The sequence below is a fragment of the Priestia sp. SIMBA_032 genome (genome assembly GCF_046535215.1).
In the GTDB taxonomy this organism is placed as follows: Bacteria; Bacillota; Bacilli; order Bacillales; family Bacillaceae_H; genus Priestia; species Priestia aryabhattai.
Genome location: NZ_JAWRXD010000130.1, coordinates 1 through 469 on the forward strand (window position 1 = coordinate 1; position 469 = coordinate 469).

Sequence of the window (469 nt, forward strand, 5' to 3'; positions counted from 1 at the left end):
CTCGGCCATTAACAGGCCGCCGTCCGGCCCAAGGAATTCATCTTCATCGGTGTAGGCCGGTACGCCTATGGAGGTACGCCGAGTGATGACGCTGAGCGTATGGTTCCAGCCCATGCCAAACATACCGTTACCGGCGCTGCTGTTATAGACCAGCGCGAGCGTTGGCGCAAACCCACGCCCAGGCGAGATCGGCAGCGGCAACTCACACGTTGCAGCACCATTGGCTTTGACCGCGCCGACCCCGTCGCCAATGCTGCTGATCGCACCGCCGCCCTTGGGCAGGCTGGGCAACTCGATCCGCCAAGCGTCCTCGTTGCTCATGATCCCCCCGCCTGCCCGGTTACAGCCGTGTAGCGCAGATGCAAGATGATGTCGGTCAACGATCGGATCTGACGCAGACGCAATGCCAGATCCTGCTCGGTGAAACGCAGTTGCCAACGGGCAATGGCACCGGTGCCTTCAAAGGGTT

At 61.6% G+C, this 469-nt stretch carries 2 protein-coding genes; both read right to left on the reverse strand.

Features of this window, described 5'->3' with window-relative positions; genetic code table 11:
• A partial coding sequence (locus SB717_RS33640; protein WP_410907135.1) for a SpvB/TcaC N-terminal domain-containing protein occupies positions 1-321 on the reverse strand: 321 nt, incomplete at its 3' end.
• A partial coding sequence (locus tag SB717_RS33645) for a Tc toxin subunit A-related protein (protein WP_410907137.1) occupies positions 318-469 on the reverse strand: 152 nt, incomplete at its 5' end. The genes SB717_RS33645 and SB717_RS33640, both read right to left, overlap by 4 nt.